Genomic DNA, 17,537 nt, shown 5'->3' with positions numbered 1-17,537 from the left:
GTCACCTCTTATCTTTTATTAATCATATTCTTTAAGTTCAATCCTATATCTAACAAACCTATGAGTCGTGTTAACGGATAAAATACAATCCCTAGCATAACTAAGAAGATTGTCAAACTTCTATGTAGTCGTTTCATCGCGCATAAATAATGAATAAAGCTTAAACCTTGTATGACAAGTAAAAAGCCGAGTACAATTTGAAAGTTTACACTGATACTATTTACTGTTGTTGCAGGCTCTGACAATATTCCTACTAATAATGCGATAGCGTATAAAATAAAGATAGCGCGTTTCATTTGCCACAAATAAAGTGGTCTATAAACCGGTGTTGCAATTTTAAACTTTCTTAAAATAGGAAAAATCATTGCAAGTGTGATAAACATAAAAATAGTTAACATCACGACAATCAATCCCGGTAATTGAATCGCTAATTGTTGTACGGATGCATTCAATACTTCTTGTGATGTTGCATCCAAATCTTGTAAAGCAATCGTTTGATCTACAACAGCTTGGTAAGGTTGTAAAAGCTCATGTGCATACGGTAGTTGCTTAATACTTTGTAATAACATCATCATACTAAGTGTTAATACACTTATCGTGAGTGTCACTACATAAAGTATACGTTCTTTTGAGGCTCTTAGCTGCAATAAGTGACCAATAAGCGCACTTGCTACTAACGCCAATATCATAAAGCTCATAATAAATAAACTTCCAGTCATTGTTGCTACAATGATTGTAATAAATGAACTCAATCCAAAAGATGGTATAGAACGATACCATAATATAATACCCGGTAATGTTACAAAAAATGCCACAATTATCGTTAATGCTGGCATAAAATGTATAATTAACACAGCCAATATCAATGCAAGTGTGCAAAGTATCATTGGCTTAAATTGAATTTTTGAAAACAAGAATGCCACTTCCAAACTAAATGATTTATATAGCCTTATTTTACAAGCTTTATATGATGAATACAACGACTTGACTACAGCGAGTAACCTAGAAACCTCATATCCCTCACTTACATTAAAAAAGGCAGGACATTTAAATACATTATGAGTGTCCTAGCCTTTTGTCGTTCTGTTCATTTATATGATTATAACAAAAATATAATGCTTACGTCTAAATTTAGCGACGAAAACGTGAAACTTTTAAGAAATGATATAAATAAGGCGCCCAATCATTAAAGTTAAGTAAGAAACCATCATGCCCTACATTATCTGGTATAAAAAAGTGACGATGATAGCGAAAATGTTTACCTACTGCGGCAACTTGATCATCTGGATATAACAAATCATCCGCAAAACCGAGTGTGACTATTTTTGTCTGCAACATGTGGAAAACTGCCTCTACATCGTCTCTGTTACGATAAATATCATGACTATCTAAGACGTCCAGCAGTGTTAAATAACTGGATAAATGAAAATTCTCTTTAAACTTATTCCCTTGATATTTTTGGTATGCTACAACTTCATCAGGTGTAAAGCGAGTATCATAACTTTTAGAAGAACGATAGGTCAGAAACCCTAACTGTCTTGCAATGCTCAACCCTTCTGATCCAGCTAATTGAATAGCTTGACGTGCGATTGCATTAAATGCTCGACTATATGAAGATGTCTTAGCCGTAGATGCTAATATCACCGCTTTATCTACTTCAAATTGGCGGTTGTAAAGGAGTTCCATTGCTTGCATCCCTCCTAATGATGCACCAATCAAAACATCTATTTTAGTAAATCCAAGCGCTTTAATCCCTAGCTCTATCGCGCGCACGATATCTCGTACTGTCAGTTTTTCAGGGAAGTCCACTTCTGTCTTACGCGAACTCGAGCCGAATGGACTTCCAATAACATTAAATGTCAAAAACTGATAGTCATGAAATGGAATATAGCCTCCATCAATAATTTCACGCCACCAACCGGGTGACTCATCTGTTCCATACGTTAAATGATTGCCTGTCAAAGCATGACAAACCAACACAAGGGGTTGACCTTTACACCCTACATATTCATAGCGCAGTTTTAAATGATCAATCATCTCACCAGATTCTGTTGTAAAGGGGCCAAGTGCTAAAGTATCTACAATATAATTCGTCATCACACATTTCCTCCTTAAAATAATAAAAAGCTGTACCACCGTTATTACGGTATACAACTTTGCAACATACGCTCTTCCTTATTATCCGAGTTCATCGTTGGTTGTAGCACCGTACTTAGTCTATAAGTGGTTGCTGAAGCGTCTTTGGGCCAAATCCCTCAGCTTCTCTTAATAAGTCATCTTATTTAATTATTTAAGCCTTATCATAACTTACTTTTATAGAGAAAACAAATGATTTTCAGAATAGTTGAACAAATCTCAATAAAGCAACTGTCACCAAACCTACTAACACCGTTAATGTCAAACTCTTAAAGCGTAGCGCTGTAATCATTGTTGGTACTAATGCAATCACAAAAAGCCAATTGATGGTATATCCTGGTACACCTGGCTGTTGCTGCATCAAACCATCTACAACGAGTGCAGTAAATAATGTTATAGGAATAAATGATAACCACTTTATAACTTGCTCTGACAGATCTAATCGTGAAATCATAATTAGAGGTACGACGCGCACAATCAATGTCACAAGACTAGTTAAAATAATAACACTGCATACATATACTGTCATCGATCCATCACCATCCCTATTGTAGCTGCCAATAATGAAGCACATAAAATTGCCAAATAAGAAGGGATCCATAAACTCAGTAGAAGCATCATCACTATAACAATAAGAACTAAAAATCCATAAATATACAACTTGGAACGCTTTATCCCATCAAACTGTGCAATGCCTAAAAATACAAACATGCCTAAAATAGCATAGTCTAGCCCAAATGCTTCAGGATGTTTTAAAAAATCTCCAAGTACAGCACCTAAGATGGAAGTCAAAATCCAAAATAGATATGCTGTAATATTCAAACCATGCATCCATGACTCTTCCACTCTAACGCCACGGGAATAGGGCGTAATAGCCACACCAAAAGTCTCATCTGTGAGGAGTGCACCGATGCCTATACGATGCCATAAAGCAGATTGCTTAAACATGGGTGAAAGTGCCATACTCAATAAAAACATGCGACTATTCACGATAAGCGTTGTTAACACAATAATCCATATCGGAGTTTTTACAACAATCAAAGCAATAATAATAAATTGAGATGCTCCTGCATAAACGAATGTAGACAGCAGCGCTATTTCGAATAGATTAAACCCAGAAGCAACACCCACAACACCAAAGGATAACCCAACACCAGCGTAACCCAAAAGCGTTGGAACACAATCCTTCACTCCTTGTTGAAATGTAACATATGACATTGTTCACACCTCCAACATAAAAATTAAAATGATTATATAATAAAACAATAATCAATGCTATACCTTTAGACATCCCGAATACAAACCTAAGACTACAAGCACTCTAAAAACTCCTATAAATAAACGTTTTATTTGTTTTGATTTTTCTGATTTTTGTTGTTAAGTCAGTCTAAAAATTCATACTGACATTTAAAAACGCGTACTTAGTCATAGCTAAATACGCGTTCATTGAGTCTCTATTTATATATCTTACTTCGGTTGAATCACTGTTTGACCGCCCATAAATGGAACAAGTGCTTCTGGAATTGTAATTGAGCCATCTTCATTTTGATAGTTTTCAACAACTGCTGCAAATGTACGACCTACTGCTAATCCAGAGCCATTTAATGTGTGTACATATTCAGGCTTAGCATCTTTATCACGTTTGAAACGGATATTTGCACGGCGTGCTTGGAAGTCTACACAGTTTGAGCAAGAGCTAATTTCTTTGTAATCATCATAACTTGGTAACCATACTTCTAAGTCATATGTTTTACTTGCACCAAATCCAATATCTCCTGTACATAAAATGACGCGACGATATGGTAGTCCTAATTCTTCAAGGATTGCCTCCGCATTGCTTGTCATCTCTTCTAGTGCATCCCAAGAATCTTCAGGCTTTTCAATGCGAACCATTTCAACTTTATCAAACTGATGCAAACGGATTAAACCTCGTGTATCTCGTCCTGCAGAACCTGCTTCACTTCTGAAACATGCTGATTGACCTGTAAATTTTTCAGGTAGTACACCCGGTTGAATAATCTCTTCACGATAATAGTTTGTTAATGGGACTTCTGCTGTTGGAATCGTGTATAAACCTTCTTTTTCTACTTTAAATAAATCTTCTTCAAATTTTGGTAATTGACCTGTACCATACATTGCATGGCGATTAACTAATTGTGGCACCATCATTTCAGTATAACCATGTTGTGTTGTATGTTTCGTAAGCATGTAGTTCATCAATGCACGCTCTAATTTAGCACCTTCATCTGTTAGGAAAACGAAGCGTGCACCAGATACTCGTGCTGCACGATCAAAATTAGCCATACCCAAATCTTCAACAATATCCCAATGCGCTTTTGCTTCAAAATCAAATTCACGTGGTGTTCCCCATTTTTTGAGTTCAACATTTTCTGTATCATCTGCACCTTGAGGAACGTCGTCATGGATTAAGTTTGGAATACGAGATAATTTATCTTGTAATGTATGGTCTACTTCTTTAAGCTCTGCATCAATTGCTTTTACTTTTTCTCCCACTTGGCGTTGCAATTGAATTGCTTCATCTGCATCTTCTTTATTGCGTTTCTTTTCTGCAATTGCTTCAGATGCTTTGTTGCGTTCAGCTTTTAATTCTTCTGTTTGTTGAATCAGTTCACGACGCTTTTGATCTAATGCTAAAACCTCATCAACAACCGCTGGATCATCTCCACGTAATTTAATCTTTTCTTTTACTTTGTCTGGCTCATTTCTAAATAATTTAATGTCTAACATAATCTGACATCCTTCCATTTGGTTTTTATAGTGAGATATTTTAGAGGGCTTAACATACAAAAAAACCACATCCCTCATACACAAGGGACGTGGTTTCGTACGCGTTGCCACCCTATTTAACAGTTGTAAAATACAACTGCGCTCTAACAAAAGTTAACGGTTTTACCCGAATTGTTCTCAATATATGGGTAGATTTCATATCATCATCGACTGCTTGTTCACACCATCCACAAACTCTCTGATTGGAATCCGATATTACTTAGCCCACAAACAATTAAATATCTGAATTTACTTATAATATAACAGAACTTACTTTGATTCGCAACTTTTATTATGATATGCAACATTTTGTAAATATTTAGCCACATTCTCAATATCTTTATGGAATTGACGGTCTTTTGTAATAGACGGTACAATTTGACGTAATGCATTGTATTTTGTACGTGTTTTAGGAGACAGGTGCTCTATACCTCTTAACTCCACTGCTTGTAATGCAATAATGGCTTCTATTGCTAATATACGACGTACATTATCCAATATTTGATAGCCATGCCTTGCAGCAATCGTCCCCATCGAAACATGATCTTCTTGATTTGCTGATGAAGGTATGGAATCAACACTTGCAGGATGTGCTAGTGTTTTATTTTCCGATACTAAGCTTGCCGCAACATATTGCATAATCATCATCCCACTTTGCAAACCGGGTTCTGGACTTAAAAATGCAGGTAAATCTCCATTAAGTTGAGGATTGACCAGACGTTCTAATCGTCGCTCAGATACATTGCCTAGCTCACTTGTCCCAATTTTCAAAAAATCTAGTGCAAATGCTACAGGTTGTCCATGAAAATTACCTCCTGAAATGACTAATGTTTCTTCACCTTGCTGAAAAATGAGAGGGTTATCATTGGCTGCGTTCATTTCAAATTCTAGCTTTTCACGAACATAATTGAACACTTGAAAACTCGCACCATGAATTTGAGGAATACAGCGTAATGTATAAGGGTCTTGAACACGTACTTCACCTTGCTTCGTCGTAAGTTCTGACCCTTTTAGCCAGTCTAACATCCGTCCTGCAACATCAGTTTGTTCATCAAAATTTCGCACAATATGTATGGCTTCATGATAAGCATCTGTAATTCCTCTCAATGCTTGATGTGTCAAAGCAGCAATCCATTCAGCCTGGTAACCTAAACTTTCGACCTCTATATACGTAATAACACCTTGTGCTGTCATTGCTTGTGTGCCATTAATCAATGCTAAGCCTTCTTTAGCTTGTAATTTTAGTGGTTGACGACACAGCTTTTTTAAGACCTCCCTGCTGTCTAATATTTCTCTTTGATAATAAACTTCACCTTCTCCAATCAATGCTAAAGCCAAATGTGATAAAGGTGCCAAGTCTCCCGAAGCCCCTAGAGAGCCTTGTTGTGGAATCACTGGAATAATACGTTTATTAATAAAAAATTGAAGTTGTTCAACTAAATCTAATGTAACACCAGAATGTCCTTTTAGTAATGTATTTAACCTTAATAACATCATAACGAGTACAACATTTTCTTCAAATGGTTGACCCACACCACAAGCATGTGAACGAATAAGATTGACCTGTAATTGATTATATTTTTGTGGATCGATTAAAACGTCGCTAAACAATCCAAATCCTGTTGTAATACCATATACTGTTTCCTTATTATTAATAATCTGTTCAACAATGGCCCGACTCTCTTTAACCCGTTGTATCGCATCAGATGTCACTGCTACTGTCCCCTGTTGTTGTAAAAAAGCACGTATGTCATCAATGCGCAATGTATCTCCTGTTAAATATAAAATCATACATTCCATACCCCCTTGATCAATGATGATCTATTACTGTTAGTATAAAATCACCTCATCTTGGATACAATAGCTCTGACAATATCCGTAATAAGGTATTGTATTAACAATGCACTATAATAAAACGTTCTTATTTTATCTATTGACGAATAAAGGTAGCACGTATAATATATCTTGATGTAATCAAAGGGAATGCCAGATAGGAGGTTTTAACAATGGAAATATTGTCAGATGTAAAAATACCAAAACGCAAGCAAGATACACATAAAGGTGATTATGGACGTATTTTACTCATTGGGGGTAATGCAACTTTAGGCGGTGCCATAATGTTAGCAGCACGTGCCTGTGTTTATAGTGGTAGTGGGCTCATTACGGTTGCTACTCATCCAACAAACCATGTTGCACTCCATTCACGTTGCCCTGAAGCAATGGTTATTGATATTAATGATACGAAAAAGCTTACAAAAGTGATCGAGCAATCGGATTGCATCCTTATAGGACCTGGATTAGGTTTAGATTTTAAAGGAAATAATGCGATGACATTTTTACTTCAAAATATTCAGCCACACCACACACTCATTGTTGATGGTGATGCTATATCAATAGTGAGTAAGTTAAAACCAGATATACCTGCATGTAATATAATCTATACCCCCCACCAAAAAGAATGGGAGCGTCTCAGTGGAATTCCAATTGATGAACAAACTTACGAACGTAATCGCGCCGCAGTGAATCATATCGGTGCAACAGTCGTCCTAAAAAAACATGGGACTGAAATTTTCTTTAAAGAGAATGAATATAAATTACAGATTGGAACACCCGCTATGGCAACAGGAGGAATGGGGGATACTTTAGCAGGCATGATTACAAGTTTTGTCGGTCAATTTGATGATACCGTTGATGCCGTTACAAGCGCAGCATATACGCACAGTTATATTGGAGAAAAACTATCTAAAGATATGTACGTTGTTCCACCCTCTAAAATTATTGATGAAATCCCGTACGCAATGAAGCAATTAGAACAATAAAGTATAAAAAGAAGATCTACCTCTACAAGTAGACCTTCTTTTTTATATTATTCATTAGATGATGTATCGTCTTCCGCAATATCTTCTTCAACACGTGACATAAAATCTTCTCTTAACATCTCTTGAGATGATGTATCTTCAGAAGTTTTTTTAGACATCTTTCCGTCTTCTATTTCTTCTTCAAGTAAATCTGGTTCTTGTTTTACTTTAGCTACGGTAGATACATATTGATCCTCATCTAAACGAATTAAACGCACGCCTTGTGTATTACGGCCATTTACTGAGATATCTTCTACTTCCATACGAATAATCACACCATGATCTGTAACGACCATAATATCCTCATCACCTTCGACTGTCGTAATACATACCAGCTTACCATTTCTTTCTGTAATATTCGCTGTCTTAATTCCCATGCCGGCACGGCGTGATAAGCGATATTCTGAAACGGGTGTTCTCTTACCATATCCTTTTTCAGTTACAACAAGAATTTCATCATTATTTTTATCTTCTGCGTCTGTCACACCTAGTCCAATAACTTCATCATTTTCTCGTAAACTGATACCTTTAACACCGGCTGCAATTCGACTCATCGCACGAATTTCTTGCTCTTCGAAACGAATTAATGATGCTTGTGATGTACCGATAAGAATATGTTTATGACCATCTGTTAAACGTACTGCTACAAGCTCATCCTCATCTCGAAACTTAATAGCAATTTTACCGTTTTTATTAATGCGATTAAAGTTGCTCAAAGCTGAGCGTTTAATCAATCCTTTTTTCGTTACAAACACTAAGAAGTCATCTTCAGAGTCCAAATCTTTAACTGCAATCATTGTACTAATAACTTCATCATTCTCTAGGGCAATCGCATTCACAACAGGAATACCTTTAGACTGACGGGAGAGTTCCGGGACTTCGTATCCTTTAAGCTTGTATACACGCCCTTTATTTGTGAAAAACAGAACATGGTTGTGTGTACTTGTTGTTACGAGCTGACTCACAAAGTCATCTTCTAATGTATTCATACCTTGAACACCACGTCCACCACGATTTTGTGCACGATATGTTGAAACTGGCAAACGTTTAATGTAGTTATTATGGCTTAATGAAATAACGATTTGTTCTTCTGGAATTAAGTCCTCATCTTCCAGATGATCAATGCCACCTAATTGTATTTCTGTACGGCGTTCATCACCATAACGTTCCTTGATTTCAGTTAATTCTTCACGAACAAGTGCTAACAGTTTATTTTCATCTGCAAGAATAGACTCAAGCTCTTGAATATAAGCGACTAGTTCTTTATATTCACTTTCGATTTTATCTCGTTCTAAGCCTGTCAAACGTCTTAAACGCATGTCTAAAATAGCTTGCGCTTGACGCTCTGATAAAGTAAAACGCGTCTGTAATGTTGCCATTGCCACTTTATCCGTTTCAGACTCACGAATAATTGTAATGATTTCATCAATATGATCTAAAGCAATTCGTAAACCTTCGAGAATATGCGCACGATCTTTAGCTTTACGCAAATTATATTCTGTACGACGGCGTACAACCTCTTTCTGGTGTTCTAAATAATGATATAGTGCTTCTTTTAAAGTGATGAGCTTTGGACGCCCATTCACTAAAGCAATCATATTAAAACCAAAAGATGATTGTAACGGCGTTTGCTTATACAAGTTGTTAAGAATAACATTCGCATTAGCATCTTTACGGACATCAATAACAACACGCACACCTGTACGCAAACTTGTTTCATCACGTAAGTCTGTAATACCATCTATTTTTTTATCACGAACGAGATCAGCAATTTTCTCAATCATACGTGCTTTATTAACTTGGAATGGTATTTCTGTAACTACGATGCGTTCACGTCCACCACCACGTGACTCAATCTCTGCCTTAGCACGTACAACAATAGAACCTTTCCCTGTTTCATATGCTCGACGAATACCACTTTTACCTAAGATTAAGCCTGCAGTTGGAAAATCTGGTCCTTGAATATCCTCCATCAGTTCAGCAATAGAAATATCTGGATTATGGCTTAAACTAAGCACACCATCAATGACTTCTCGCATATTATGTGGGGGAATATTCGTTGCCATCCCAACCGCAATACCTGCTGCACCATTGACAAGTAAGTTGGGAAAGCGCGATGGTAAAACACTGGGTTCACGCTCACTGCCATCATAGTTATCAATAAAATCAATTGTATCTTTGTTAATATCTCGTAATAACTCTAAGGCAAGTTTTGTCATTCTTGCCTCTGTATAACGCATTGCTGCTGCACCATCGCCATCCATCGAGCCAAAGTTACCTTGTCCATCTACAAGTGGATAGCGATAACTGAAGTCCTGCGCCATTCGTACCATGGCTTCATAAATAGACGAATCACCATGTGGATGATATTTCCCCATAACATCTCCGACGATACGTGCCGACTTTTTATATGGCTTATCTGGAGTCATGCCTTGTTCGTTAAGCCCATAAAGTATACGGCGATGTACTGGCTTCAAACCATCTCTTACATCTGGCAATGCACGAGATACAATAACACTCATAGCATAGTCTAAAAATGACTCTCGCATCTCTTTGCTGATATTGCGTTCATTAATTCTTGATTCAGGTGTTCCAGCCATCAAGATATCCTCCTTTTTATTTTTCCTGTACACATGTTAGAAATCCAAGTTGGCATATACAGCGTTATCTTCAATAAATTGGCGACGATTTTCAACAATATCGCCCATCAACATCTCAAATGTTTGATCCGCTTCAATTGCATCTTCTAGTTTCACTTGTAGCATCACACGATTTTCCGGATTCATCGTTGTCTCCCATAATTGATCAGCATTCATTTCACCTAAACCTTTATAACGTGAAATCGACCATTTTGGGGTTGTGTTAAGCTGTGCTTTCAACTTGTCTAATTCTCTATCATTAAAGACATAATGCTTTTGCTTACCTTGTGTGAGCTTATACAACGGTGGCTGCGCAATATAAACATAACCTGCTTCAATGAGTGGACGCATAAAACGATAGAAAAATGTTAATAACAGTGTTCGAATATGTGCACCATCAACGTCTGCATCAGTCATAATTACAATCTTATGATAACGGGCTTTAGAAATATCAAATTCGCCACCAATTCCCGTACCAAACGCAGTGACCATTTGACGAATCTCATTGTTACTTAAAATTTTATCTAAACGTGCTTTTTCAACGTTTAAAATTTTACCTCTCAATGGCAGAATAGCTTGTGTACGCGAATCACGCCCTGACTTTGTAGACCCCCCGGCAGAGTCACCCTCAACCAAAAAGATTTCACTTTCAGAAGGGTCTTTACTAGAACAGTCAGCAAGTTTCCCCGGTAAGCTCGAAATATCAAGTGCCGTTTTACGACGTGTGACTTCACGTGCTTTTTTCGCTGCAATACGTGCACGCGATGCCATAATCCCTTTTTCGACAATTGTACGACCCACCTGAGGATTCTCAAGAAGGAAGCGTTCAAACAACTCCGAGAAAATACGGTCAACAATTTGGCGTACTTCTGAGTTACCAAGTTTCGTTTTAGTTTGTCCTTCAAATTGTGGGTTTCCGTGCTTAATAGATACCACTGCTGTTAAACCTTCTCGTGTATCTTCACCAGACAAACGCTCTTTGTCTTCTTTAATAACTTTGGACTGTAACCCATAACTATTTAAAACACGTGTGAGGGCACGTTTAAAGCCGTCCTCGTGTGTCCCACCTTCATAAGTATGAATATTGTTAGCATATGTCAATAAGTTCGTTGCATAACCACTGTTATATTGCAATGCGATTTCTACTTCCACATCATCGCGTTGTTCATGTACATAAATAGGTTCTTCGTGTATCGGTTCTTTTTTCTCATTGATCAATTCGACATAAGATTTGATACCACCTTCATAGTGATAACTATCTTCACGAGGCGCTTCTTCATCACGTTCATCTTTTAGCGTAATTTGAATACCTTTATTCAAAAAAGCTAATTCTCTAATACGTTTTTGCAATGTTTCATAATCATATACTGTCGTTTCTTGGAAGATATCTGCATCTGCTTTGAAACGAATAACCGTACCTGTTTTATCTGTATCACCTATCTGCTTGAGGTCAAATTCCGGTACGCCACGCTTATAAGATTGGTGATGGATATGACCATCTCGATGTACATAAACTTCAAGTGTCTCACTCAATGCGTTTACAACAGAAGAGCCTACACCATGTAAGCCACCAGATACTTTGTAACCGCCACCGCCGAATTTACCACCTGCATGTAATACCGTAAGAATAACTTCGACTGCCGGACGCCCCATCTTTTCTTGAATATCTACTGGGATACCTCGTCCATTATCTGTAACTTTAATCCAATTGTCTTTTTCAATCACAACTTCAATATGATCCGCATAGCCAGCAAGTGCTTCATCAATACTGTTATCTACAATCTCCCAAACAAGATGATGTAGACCCCGCTCTGAAGTTGAGCCAATATACATACCTGGTCGCTTACGTACTGCTTCAAGTCCTTCTAAAACTTGAATTTGACTCGCACCATAATTTTCTGTGTTGTTCACATCAGCCAATGCTTCCACCTTCACTTTCTCACTATTTCTTAATATTTCCTTCAGCAATTTGATATACTTTTGCATTTTTCATAATCTCATGATCAATACCGTCAACTGATGTTGTTGTTACAAATGTCTGTACTTTATGTTGAATCGTACTCAGTAAATGTGTCTGACGAGAATCATCCAACTCACTTAAAACATCATCAAGTAATAAAATGGGGTATTCCCCCACTTCTTGGTGCATTAATTCAATTTCAGCCAACTTAATTGAAAGTGCTGTCGTACGTTGTTGTCCTTGTGATCCATATGTTTGTGCATCCATACCATTCACTTGAAAAGCAAGATCATCTCTATGTGGACCTTGCATACTAATGCCTCGTTCTATTTCACGTTTCAATGAAGACTGTAACATTTTGAACACTTCATCAATTAAGACCCCTTCGTCTTGTGGACTGTCTTGAAATTTAATACTTGGTAAATATTTTAATGTGAGGACTTCTTTATTGTTTGTTATACCTGAATGGATTGGGGCTGCTAAAGTCTCAAGCTCTGAAATAAACTGCTGTCTTCTCAATGTCACCTTCACAGCATATTCTGCAAATTGTTGATTCAATACTTCTAACATTGTCGTATCTGTCTGTTGTTTCAGCTGGAGCTGTTTCAAGTAATGATTACGTTGTTTCAATATACGCTGGTATTGTGATAAATCATTGAGATATAAGTTCGATATTTGACCGAGTTCCATATCAATAAAACGTCGTCGTACTTGAGGAGAACCTTTTACAATATTTAAATCTTCTGGCGCAAATAAAACGACATTGAGATGGCCAATATATTGTGTTAGACGACTTTGTTCTAAATGATTGACCTTCGCCTTTTTCCCTTTTTTAGTAATAAACATTGTCAATGGCATTGTGCCATGTCGAAAATTCAACTCACCTTCTATTTTAGCATACTCTGCATTAAAACGAATGAGTTCTCTGTCATTAGATGTTCTATGACTCTTAGCTAGTGCCAACGTATAAATAGACTCCAGAAGATTGGTTTTGCCCTGTGCATTCTCACCGATTAAAATATTTACTTCAGGATGACACGTCAGAAACACCAGCTCATAGTTTCGGTAGTTTTCTAGTTGGAGTGTTTTTAATTTCATTGTTCACCAATTTTGATGATGTATGATCCTACCTCAGGGATGTCTATTTGATCTCCGTCATTAAGTTTTTTGCCGCGACGTGTTTCATGTTCACCGTTTAAAAACACCTCATATTCTTGTAAAAACCACTTTGCTTGACCACCTGATTCGATGATACCTTCATAGTTTAAAAATTGTCCCAGTGTTAACACGCTTTCGACAATAACTTCTTCAGCCAAAATAATCACTCCATTCATAATTACTCACTTATATATTATACCTTTTTACTGAAAAAATTTCATGTTTCATTTCCCATTATTTTGAGTTGTATGGTTTAGAAAGTTTCATGTGGAACATGATGCGAAATAAGAGTAGCAGTATTTGATTTTCATCACGCCATATTCAGCGTTATTTTGTTGTCTGTGCACGCATTTCTTTGTCTATTGCATCTGTTATCACTTTATAATCTGTAACATCTTTAATTCGTTTGCCATTAACATAAACAGACGGTACTTCAGGAACTTTATATTTTTTAGCCAACTGATGATCTGACTTAACGTCTTTTACGAATTGCTTATCATTGCGATAGGCATTTAATATTTTTTCTTTTTTACTTTGAGAAATATCTAATGCGCTTACTTGTTTTTTAATCAGCTTATCCGTCAACCACTTTTCCTCAGATACTGCTTGTTTAGATCGAGGCTGCTGATGATAAAGATTGTTATGAAACACCCAGTATGCTTCAGGAGCATAATGATATACTGCCAAATCCGCTTTGGCACTTCGCTCTGACTCTTGACCATGTACCAGTACATTCACATATCGTAATTCAACCTGATCTGTTTCAATATAGTCTTTTTGAATTTTAGGCATCATATTACGCTCAAATGCGCCACAATACGGACATTTGTAATCGCCAAATAGTACGAGCTTAACTTTACTTTTGGGATTTCCTTTTTTGGGTTGTTGTTCCGTATCTTTATTTAGTACACGCCCCTCTAAGCTATCCTCATATTTTGCATTCAGTAATAAGAAACCGGCCATAGCTAGTAAAGCTAAACACACTGTAATCCAGATAGATGCTTTTCTTTTCATTTGCTGTTCCTCCATTCATCACCTAAAAGTTATTCTCATTAAATTCTATTTTACCTTGATACACGTTTATGAGAACAGTATTACTTTACAAAGCAAAATAAAGAGAGCGAGATAGAAGCTCATGGTTACAAAAGCTTTCTAATCTCGCTCCAGCAAAAGTGACTAGTTTGTTAAAAGGATTTACTCAACTCTTCAGGAGAATTTTTAATATGTTCTAATTGGCAAGATGAGTTGTGTGACCGTATCATCATCTTTGGGTTTTAAAATAAATGGTTTCATCGTACCAAAAAATGCAACTTCTACTTCATCATTATCAATTGCTTTCAACGCATCCATCATGTATTTAGAGTTAAAAGAAATTTTTAAGTTTCCACCTTCAACTTCATTAGCCGTTACTTCTTCTTTCACTGTCCCAATTTCAGGTGATGTAGAAGATAATTCAACCTGATTATTGCCTGTACTCAACTTAATAACATTATTTCCACCTTCACGTGCTAATAATGATGCTCGATCAATAGCATGGTAGAAATCATTGTTGTCCAGTCCAAGCTTGATCTCGTAATTTTCTGGGAACAAACGTGATGTATCTGGGTAATGTCCCTCAAGTAAACGTGAGATAAAATTAATATGTCCTACACGGAATAATACTTGATTTGAGGCAAAGTAAATATCAATGTTGTCTTCGCTATCTGTCATAATCTTATTCAATTCTGCCAGTGCTTTCCCCGGAATAATAACATTTTTATCACTGATTTCTTCGTCTTCTAATCTTAATTTTCTTACAGCCAAGCGGTGCGAATCTGTTGCTGTGCATATTAATTCATTTTGTTGTATAAGCCAGTTAACACCTGTAAGTACAGGTCGTGTTTCTGAGGTGGACACAGCGAAGTTTGTTTGCGCTATGATATTTTTAAGCACCTTAATAGGCAGTTGTAATGAGTCTTCACTTGAGATTTGAGGAAGTAAGGGATATTGTTCAGAATCTAATCCACTTAAATTAAATTCTGAATGTCCAGATGTAATGAGTGTTTGAAATTGATCATTGGTTTGTAATTTTACTTCTTTTCCTGGTAATTTTTTTACAATATCAACAAAGAAACGCCCAGGTAATACTACTGAACCCGGTTCCATTACATTTACAATTTCTTCACCTTCTACTTGGTTGGGAATTGTGATTTCAATTGATATTTCAGAATCCGAACCTGTTAATATAATCCCTTCATGACCTGCACTTATTTTAATACCTGTCAAAATTGGTAATGTTGTACGTGGTGAAATGGCCTTTAATGTGTCATTTAATTGTGAGATAAAATAGTCTCTTCTAATAGAAAACTCCATAGCAAAGTAAACTCCTTTCAGTCGTTTATATAAGTTATAGTTAGTATTTAAAATCGTAATAATCGTAGTAGGGCATGTGGATTAGTGGATAAGCTTGAAGAAGTATTGAGATTCGTGAATATTAACATGTGGATAACCTGTGAATGACGTGTATAATTTTTGCACATCATCCCCAAGTTAACTTCTAATTTCTTTCTCCAAGTTTTCAATTTCTTGCTTTAATGTTGCATCATTTTCAAGTTCTTTTTTTATTTTATCGTGTGCATGTATGACTGTTGTGTGATCACGTCCGCCAAATTCTTCTCCAATTTTAGGAAGTGAAAAATCTGTGAGTTCACGTGAAAGATACATTGCAATTTGACGTGGATAAGCAATAGATTTTGTTCGTTTTTTAGCAGCAAAATCTTCAATTCGTACGTGGTAATAGGCACCTACAACTTTTTGAATATCTTGAATTGTAATTTTTTTAGATTGTGTGACTTGAATAATGTCTTTAAGCGCATCTGCTGCAAGTTCAGTTGTAATAGGTTTTCCTTGAAGTTTTGAATAAGCATTTACACGATTTAATGCACCTTCCAATTCACGAACGTTCGTCTGAATTTGGTTTGCAATATAATTAAGTACATCAATTGGAATATCAATATCTGCTTTTTCAGTCTTTTTTTGCAAAATAGCCATACGTGTTTCAAAATCTGGTGGTGTAATGTCGACAATGAGTCCCCATTGGAAACGCGATGTTAATCGTTCTTCTAGTGTTGCAATTTCTCTTGGTGGGCGATCACTAGATATGACGATTTGTTTATTGTTCTGATGTAAGTCATTGAAAGTATGGAAAAATTCTTCTTGAGTTTGTTCTTTTTTCTGAATAAATTGGATGTCATCTATAAGTAAAATATCGATATTACGGAATTTTTCGCGAAATTTTTCAGTTTCATTATTACGAATAGATTGGATAAACTCATTTGTAAATTTTTCACTTGATGTGTAAAGGACTTTAGCATCTTTATTGTTTTCTAAAACAAAATGTCCAATTGCATGCATTAAGTGTGTCTTACCTAAGCCTACACCCCCATAAATGAATAATGGATTGTAGGATTTAGCTGGTGATTCAGCAACAGCAAGACTTGCAGCATATACAAATTTATTGCCTGGACCAGGAACAAATGTATCAAAAGTATTATTTGTATTGAATTGTTCGGTTTGTGAAGTAAAAGCATCTACTTGTTTTGTAGGTTTTGGAGCTGTTGCCAAATCAGTTTTTAGTTCTACGAGGTCGTCTTCAGTTAATACCTTCACTGCTTGAATATTATAGCCAGAAATAGCGTTAACATATTCAACAATCATATCGTGATAATTTTCAATAATCCAATTAGCAGTAAATGCATTATTAGCAATAAGCGTAATGGTATTATCAGATAATGAATGAATATCAGTATCTTTAAACCATGTATTGTAAGACGACTCAACTAGAGCTTCTTGAACCAGATTAAGCACTTCTTTCCATAGTTCTTGTTCTGTCATTTTAACGCCATCTTCCTTAAAATTTTTAGTTATACACAAAATCCCAAATTCTTAAAAAACGAAAATCACAGGTTGTTTATAATTATCCACACGTTATCAACAAACTGTGGATTAATCTACGAAAGA

Annotated in this window: 14 protein-coding genes, 1 riboswitch and 1 other annotated feature; of the genes, 1 reads left to right on the top strand and 13 read right to left on the bottom strand. The window is 36.3% G+C overall.

Annotated features, from left to right (window positions below; genetic code table 11):
* Nucleotides 1-8: 8 nt before the first annotated feature.
* From FGL66_RS00070 to hutH, 6 genes are all read right to left on the bottom strand, one after another.
* Entirely contained in the window at nt 9-914 is a 906-nt protein-coding gene (locus FGL66_RS00070; protein ID WP_180809610.1) for a DUF2232 domain-containing protein, read from the bottom strand.
* A 217-nt stretch (nt 915-1,131) separates the two neighbouring features.
* Complete coding sequence (gene metX, locus FGL66_RS00065) at nt 1,132-2,097, bottom strand: homoserine O-acetyltransferase MetX (RefSeq protein ID WP_180809609.1); 966 nt, start codon at nt 2,095-2,097, stop codon at nt 1,132-1,134.
* A 75-nt stretch (nt 2,098-2,172) separates the two neighbouring features.
* A riboswitch (SAM riboswitch) is annotated at nt 2,173-2,275 on the bottom strand.
* A gap of 60 nt (nt 2,276-2,335) precedes the next feature.
* Entirely contained in the window at nt 2,336-2,665 is a 330-nt protein-coding gene (locus FGL66_RS00060; RefSeq protein WP_180809608.1) for an AzlD domain-containing protein, read from the bottom strand.
* On the bottom strand, nt 2,662-3,354 hold the full coding sequence (locus tag FGL66_RS00055) for an AzlC family ABC transporter permease (RefSeq protein ID WP_180809607.1): 693 nt from the start codon (nt 3,352-3,354) through the stop codon (nt 2,662-2,664). Before FGL66_RS00055 ends, FGL66_RS00060 begins: the two co-directional genes overlap by 4 nt.
* Before the next feature lie 249 nt (nt 3,355-3,603).
* Nucleotides 3,604-4,884 (bottom strand): serine--tRNA ligase, encoded by a 1,281-nt coding sequence (serS, locus tag FGL66_RS00050; protein ID WP_180809606.1) that lies wholly within the window; start codon nt 4,882-4,884, stop codon nt 3,604-3,606.
* 80 nt (nt 4,885-4,964) lie between these two features.
* Nucleotides 4,965-5,163, bottom strand: a binding site (T-box leader).
* A gap of 30 nt (nt 5,164-5,193) precedes the next feature.
* Entirely contained in the window at nt 5,194-6,714 is a 1,521-nt protein-coding gene (gene hutH, locus FGL66_RS00045) for a histidine ammonia-lyase (RefSeq protein ID WP_180809605.1), read from the bottom strand.
* A 215-nt stretch (nt 6,715-6,929) separates the two neighbouring features.
* Between hutH and FGL66_RS00040 the strand changes: the two genes are divergently transcribed.
* Complete coding sequence (locus FGL66_RS00040; protein ID WP_180809604.1) at nt 6,930-7,742, top strand: NAD(P)H-hydrate dehydratase; 813 nt, start codon at nt 6,930-6,932, stop codon at nt 7,740-7,742.
* 47 nt (nt 7,743-7,789) lie between these two features.
* Here the strand turns inward: FGL66_RS00040 and gyrA are convergent, their stop codons facing one another.
* The 7 genes from gyrA to dnaA all read right to left on the bottom strand — a co-directional run bounded on the left by gyrA (nt 7,790) and on the right by dnaA (nt 17,411).
* Nucleotides 7,790-10,381 carry a DNA gyrase subunit A gene (gyrA, locus tag FGL66_RS00035; RefSeq protein WP_180809603.1) on the bottom strand — a complete coding sequence of 864 codons (2,592 nt, stop codon included), beginning with the start codon at nt 10,379-10,381 and terminating at the stop codon, nt 7,790-7,792.
* A 36-nt stretch (nt 10,382-10,417) separates the two neighbouring features.
* Nucleotides 10,418-12,406 (bottom strand): DNA topoisomerase (ATP-hydrolyzing) subunit B, encoded by a 1,989-nt coding sequence (gene gyrB, locus FGL66_RS00030; protein WP_374757663.1) that lies wholly within the window; start codon nt 12,404-12,406, stop codon nt 10,418-10,420.
* On the bottom strand, nt 12,363-13,478 hold the full coding sequence (gene recF, locus FGL66_RS00025; RefSeq protein ID WP_180809602.1) for a DNA replication/repair protein RecF: 1,116 nt from the start codon (nt 13,476-13,478) through the stop codon (nt 12,363-12,365). Before recF ends, gyrB begins: the two co-directional genes overlap by 44 nt.
* Entirely contained in the window at nt 13,475-13,705 is a 231-nt protein-coding gene (yaaA, locus tag FGL66_RS00020; protein WP_258007327.1) for a S4 domain-containing protein YaaA, read from the bottom strand. The genes recF and yaaA overlap by 4 nt, the downstream gene beginning before the upstream one ends.
* A gap of 160 nt (nt 13,706-13,865) precedes the next feature.
* A complete protein-coding gene (locus FGL66_RS00015; RefSeq protein WP_180809600.1) occupies nt 13,866-14,552 on the bottom strand; it encodes a DsbA family protein in 687 nt (228 codons plus the stop codon).
* A gap of 204 nt (nt 14,553-14,756) precedes the next feature.
* The gene (dnaN, locus tag FGL66_RS00010; RefSeq protein WP_180809599.1) at nt 14,757-15,890 is read right to left on the bottom strand and encodes a DNA polymerase III subunit beta; all 1,134 of its coding nucleotides are present in this window, start codon (nt 15,888-15,890) and stop codon (nt 14,757-14,759) included.
* A gap of 177 nt (nt 15,891-16,067) precedes the next feature.
* Nucleotides 16,068-17,411, bottom strand: coding sequence for a chromosomal replication initiator protein DnaA (gene dnaA / locus FGL66_RS00005; RefSeq protein WP_180809598.1), 1,344 nt, complete (start codon nt 17,409-17,411; stop codon nt 16,068-16,070).
* Nucleotides 17,412-17,537 lie beyond the last annotated feature (126 nt).

The organism is Staphylococcus sp. 17KM0847 (assembly GCF_013463155.1).
Classification (GTDB): Bacteria; Bacillota; Bacilli; order Staphylococcales; family Staphylococcaceae; genus Staphylococcus.
This window is presented reverse-complemented; position numbering and strand designations above follow the sequence as displayed.